Source organism: Finegoldia magna (assembly GCF_018371055.1).
Taxonomy (GTDB): Bacteria; Bacillota; Clostridia; order Tissierellales; family Peptoniphilaceae; genus Finegoldia; species Finegoldia magna_I.
In genome coordinates, this window is sequence record NZ_JAGYZD010000146.1 from 1 (window position 1) to 4,462 (window position 4,462).

Genomic DNA, 4,462 nt, shown 5'->3' on the forward strand with positions numbered 1-4,462 from the left:
GGTTTCATCGATCCTTTTACAACTTTTCCTTTTTCAAATTGTTTTACATTTAATCCATAATATTTATTGTACAAATCCCAAAATAAAACTTCGAAATTACAAAAAGCCGCAAACGGACTTCCAGAACACGACAACACAATTGTGTCACCTACTTTTGATGCCATCACAGGTGTTCCAGGCTTCATAGCAATTCTGTGGAACAAAACTTCTCCTATTTGTTCCATACAAGATTCCATCAAATCCTTGTCGCCAACACTCACTCCACCTGTTGTTATCACGACATCTGATTTTTGGACTAGATTTTTCATTTCTCTTATAATTGATTGTTCATCATCCATGCAGTTTTTTTGTTCGACAACTTCCACGCCTGAATTTTTCAAAATAGATTTCAATGTATAAGTTGTTGAACTGTAGATTTTTCCCGGTTTGTAATCATCACCAGGATACAACAATTCAGATCCTGTCGATAATAGCGCTACTTTTAATTTTCTGTAAACTTTTACTTTTGCATATCCATTTGATGCCAAAATCGACAAATCAACAGAAGTTATCCTAGTGTCTTTAGGAATCAACAAATCACCTTCGTGAACATCTTCGCCTTCTCTGATGTAATAATCAAAAGGTTCGTAAGATTTTTTGATTTCAATAAAACCATCTTCTACTTCGCAGTCTTCTTGTTTTACAATCGCATCGTAGCCTTTCGGAACAAATGCACCTGTCATGATTCTCACACAAGTATTTTCTTCGTATTCAAAATCGTTGCAGTCTCCAGCAAAATTCGTCCCGATAATTTTCTTCTTCGATAATTTGTCAGAATCTTTGCTGCTTACAGCGTATCCATCCATTGCGCTTTTTGGATAAGGAGGATTGTTGAACTTCGCCAACACATCCTCCGCCAAAACTCTGTTATAAGCATCATCGATATCAATTTCTTCGATTTCAGATGCTTTTTTTATGTTTTCTCTAAGAATTTCCTTAGCTTTTTCTACTTGTAATAACATTTATTCAACCTTATTCGCTTTTTAATTTTGTGTTGATTTTTCTCATTGTTGGAATCAAAATTCCACCCAATACATTACCCAAAGTAATGACGATTAGCGCGATAATTGTTTGTGAATTCCACATTCTTGCCATTTGAATGTAAAACATATCTGCAATACAGTGTTCAAATCCGCATAAAATAAATACCATAATGCTCATTACAATCCCTAAATATTTTCCAATTTCGTGAGGATTGTTTAAGTATTGATCCACGGCGTGAACTACCATAATGTTACAGAAAATTCCCAAAACGAACAAACTAATCAAAGTATCGTCTGCCTTTACTTGAATCAATTTCGTGGATTTTTCGATAATTCCTGGAGCAACTCTTGTAAGGCGAACCAATTCCGCTACAATAATACTACCGATTAAATTTCCAACCCACACCATCAAGCACCATGGCAAATAAGTTTTCACATCATTACAGAACAGATATCCAACTTTTCCTGTAAATAAATTATACTTTAAAGTACACACCGCAAAAAGTCCTAAACTGAACATAAATGCTCCAACGATTTTATTGTCTAGGCTCAAAAACACAACTCCGCCCATCGCAATAAATGCCCCTGCCATAATGGCATACAAAAAATCCGCTAATTTTTTCATAACTAATCCTTCTTTCTAAAATCCCTATAAATATTTAAACGACTTTGTTTACAAAAGCCGATTACGGACAAATTATATTTACTTGCCAGTTCCAAAGAAATATCCGTTGGTGCACTTCTTGAAACTATGACAGAAATTCCTGAATTGATACATTTTTGAACGATTGATGAAGGAATTCTTCCGGAAGTAAATGCTATCAAATCTGATAATTTTTCTCCTTTTAATACCGCTGTTCCAACAGCTTTGTCAAAAGCGTTGTATCTTCCAATGTCATCACATTGACAGATTATTTCTCCATCCTTTGCCAAAACAACAGAATGCACATTGCCAGTTTCTTTGAATAACTGCGATCCCGATAAATTGTAATTGGAAATCTTCAACAACGTTTCTTCGTCCCAATCAATCGGTGTGACTTTTTCATCTCTATTTGTAAAATTGTATGGAACATTTTTGTAATCTCCACTTTCCGTTGTCACGTGACTTGGAGTGTTATCGATATCTTTCAACTCAACATTACAAATATTTCCATTAATATTTATATCTACATTTTGTATATCTTCTGGTCTTACAATGTTTTCTGTGATAAGATATCCCGTCACAAGTTCTTGTAAATCCTTTTCAATACACAAAAGTTTAACAATCGGTTTGGAATTAATATTGATATCCAACAAAAATTCTCTTAGAATAACATCTTCTACTTCTTCTATAACTCCGTCGTTATATTTCTTAACCATTACATTTTTTTCAAAATTCATAAAATCTCCTTTATTTAATTATATCAAACAACTTTAGCCGATACAAATACTTAACACCATTATCAATTTTGTTTTTAAAATTTCTCACAAAAAAATCGGCGAATAATCACCGATTCAATCAATCATTATTATGTCGTTGTTCTGCTTCTTTTTTGCTATAAATGCACCCACAGTAATCTTGTCTATACAAATCAAATTCCTTTGATAATTCAATTGATCTCTTGTATCCATTTTTCTTTTTGAAATCAGAATGCAAAAATTTCGCTTTGTGAGTTTGTTCCAATTTTTCTCCGATTTCATTGATCCATTGACTGTTTTTGTGAGGACTAACTGACAAAGTTGTCGTTACGAAATCAAAACCCATATCATCTGCAATGTCGAAAGTTCTGTCGATTCGCAAATCGTAGCACTCATAACAGCGCTGTGATTTCTCTCCCAAATCCTTGTACGGTTTCACCCTTTCGTAGAATTCTTCGGGATCGTATTTGTCAACAATTATATCTATCGGATACTTTGCTTTTGTATTTTCGATTACTTTTTTCTGCTCAACAACCCTCTTGTCGAACTCAGATTGTGGAGAAATGTTTGGGTTATAAAACAAAATGGTTATCTTAAAATACTGCGACAAATATTCCAAAACATAGCTGGAACAAGGCCCACAACAGCTGTGAAGAAGAAGTGTTTCTCCTCCGTTTAGATTTTCAATTGTCTTATCCAATATTTTTTGGTAATTCTCCATAAAAATCAACTATCCTTCTTTGATCGGAAATCACAAAATCTGCTCCCGATTCTACAAGTTCTTCTCTTTCTCTAAATCCCCACTCAACACCGACGCTTGTTACGTTCGCATTCTTGCACGTCTCAATATCTGTGTCAGTGTCTCCAAAATATACAATCTCATCTTTTTTAATATCCAAATCCCCCACTATTTTTTCGAGCAAATACGAATTTGGTTTTCTCTTGGTTTCATCTTCCAAAGCAGACACATAATCAAAATAACCTTGTGAAAATAAATTATTCAAAATTTTTTCTGCTGCTGGAAGAGTCTTGTTCGTACACACGCAAACAAGTGCGCCCATTTCTTTTAACTTGTCCAAGCTTTCTCTTATATGTGGATACAGTTGTGTTTTCTTGTCATCGTATCCGTTGTAATATTCGATGTAGCTATCGTAGATTTCGTTAAATTGAGAATGAATTTTTGCTTCATCCAAATTATCGCGTTCTATCAAATAATTCAAAGATTTTTCCACCAAAATCTTAGGCCCATCTCCAAGAAAATAATTGAATTTTTCCTTTTCTACAGGTTTGAGTCCGAATTTTTGTGTAGTATGATTGAAACAATTATTTATCATTTCAATAGAATCTATCAACGTTCCGTCCAAATCAAATACAAATACTCTCTTCATTAAATCACCTTCGATTGATACATTGCAATTGAACAAGCTATCGGCAAATTCAAAGAATCCACGTCCTTCGATTGATTGATGAAAATCTTATTTTCATTGTAGTATTCTTGTGGAAGTCCTGCTCCTTCATTTCCAAACGCCAAACTAAACGGCTCATCAAATTTTACATCACGTAATTCATTTGAGCTTTCATCTAACAAAAACGAATAAATCTTATTTTTCGGGAAATTTTTCTTGTAATCTTCTAGATTATCGAATCTTTGAATATTTAATTTGAAAAAAGCTCCCATACTCGCACGTACAACTTTAGGATTGTAAACGTCGCAAGTATTTGAAATCAATGCCAAATCCTTGTAACCAAACGCAAGCATACTCCTCATAATCGTTCCAAGATTTCCCATATTGTCAATTCCGTCCAAAATTATGTGGTTTTTTTCTTGGAAATTTGATTTTTCTTTTTTGAAAACTCCAATCACGTATTCCTTGTCTTTTAGTGAAATTTTGTTGATTTGTTTACTCGAAATCGTATAAGGAATTTTCTTCTCATTCAATATTTTTATCAGTTTTTCTGTGTCATTGAAATCCTCAGAAATTAAGACCTCCTCAACAATATCAGCCTTATTTTCAATAAGTTCATAAGTTGGAAAAGGTCCC

At 33.6% G+C, this 4,462-nt stretch carries 6 protein-coding genes; all 6 read right to left on the reverse strand.

What is annotated here, in order from left to right; all coding sequences use genetic code 11:
* On the reverse strand, nt 1-1,001 hold a 1,001-nt coding region (locus KHW44_RS06720; protein ID WP_304067549.1), incomplete at its 3' end, for a molybdopterin molybdotransferase MoeA.
* 10 nt (nt 1,002-1,011) lie between these two features.
* A complete protein-coding gene (locus KHW44_RS06725) occupies nt 1,012-1,647 on the reverse strand; it encodes a formate/nitrite transporter family protein (RefSeq protein WP_304067552.1) in 636 nt (211 codons plus the stop codon).
* Nucleotides 1,648-1,649: 2 nt separating this feature from the next.
* Nucleotides 1,650-2,402: a formate dehydrogenase accessory sulfurtransferase FdhD gene (gene fdhD / locus KHW44_RS06730; RefSeq protein ID WP_304067556.1), complete on the reverse strand. Its 753-nt coding sequence runs from the start codon at nt 2,400-2,402 to the stop codon at nt 1,650-1,652.
* Between the two features lie 118 nt (nt 2,403-2,520).
* Nucleotides 2,521-3,141, reverse strand: coding sequence for an epoxyqueuosine reductase QueH (locus KHW44_RS06735; RefSeq protein WP_002835620.1), 621 nt, complete (start codon nt 3,139-3,141; stop codon nt 2,521-2,523).
* Nucleotides 3,113-3,808: an HAD family hydrolase gene (locus KHW44_RS06740; RefSeq protein ID WP_304067562.1), complete on the reverse strand. Its 696-nt coding sequence runs from the start codon at nt 3,806-3,808 to the stop codon at nt 3,113-3,115. The genes KHW44_RS06735 and KHW44_RS06740 overlap by 29 nt, the downstream gene beginning before the upstream one ends.
* The coding region (locus KHW44_RS06745; protein WP_304067565.1) for an RNA methyltransferase at nt 3,808-4,462 on the reverse strand (655 nt) is incomplete at its 5' end. The genes KHW44_RS06740 and KHW44_RS06745, both read right to left, overlap by 1 nt.

Excerpts from the sequence above, each read along its gene's own strand:
- KHW44_RS06725 (WP_304067552.1), bottom strand. The coding sequence starts at position 1,647 with ATGAAAAAATTAGCGGATTTTTTGTATGCCATTATGGCAGGGGCATTT.
- fdhD (WP_304067556.1), bottom strand. The coding sequence starts at position 2,402 with ATGAATTTTGAAAAAAATGTAATGGTTAAGAAATATAACGACGGAGTT.
- KHW44_RS06735 (WP_002835620.1), bottom strand. The coding sequence starts at position 3,141 with ATGGAGAATTACCAAAAAATATTGGATAAGACAATTGAAAATCTAAAC.
- KHW44_RS06740 (WP_304067562.1), bottom strand. The coding sequence starts at position 3,808 with ATGAAGAGAGTATTTGTATTTGATTTGGACGGAACGTTGATAGATTCT.